Genomic DNA, 311 nt, shown 5'->3' with positions numbered 1-311 from the left:
CATCCGGGAGTAAGACCTGGTCGTTAATAGCGGACAGGGTTGATAGTACCAGAAGAGGAAGGGACGGCTAACTTCGTGCCAGCAGCCGCGGTAATACGAAGGTCCCGAGCGTTGTTCGGAATCACTGGGCGTAAAGGGAGCGTAGGCGGCGCGGTAAGTCAGATGTGAAATCCCGGGGCTCAACCCCGGAACTGCATCCGATACTGCCATGCTAGAGGATTGGAGAGGTAGCTGGAATTCTTGGTGTAGCAGTGAAATGCGTGGATATCAAGAGGAACACTCGTGGCGAAAGCGAGCTACTGGACAATTTC

1 rRNA gene is annotated in these 311 nt (G+C 54.3%); it reads left to right on the top strand.

The features are described 5' to 3' along the window. Window positions 1-311 (top strand): 16S ribosomal RNA (locus ACTHSN_RS10785); the annotation flags it as partial.

The organism is Neisseria sp. P0009.S010 (assembly GCF_051958545.1).
GTDB classification, from domain to species: Bacteria; Pseudomonadota; Gammaproteobacteria; order Burkholderiales; family Neisseriaceae; genus Neisseria; species Neisseria subflava_A.
Note: the sequence above shows the minus strand (reverse complement) of the source record. Positions and strands in the feature narration are given on the sequence as shown.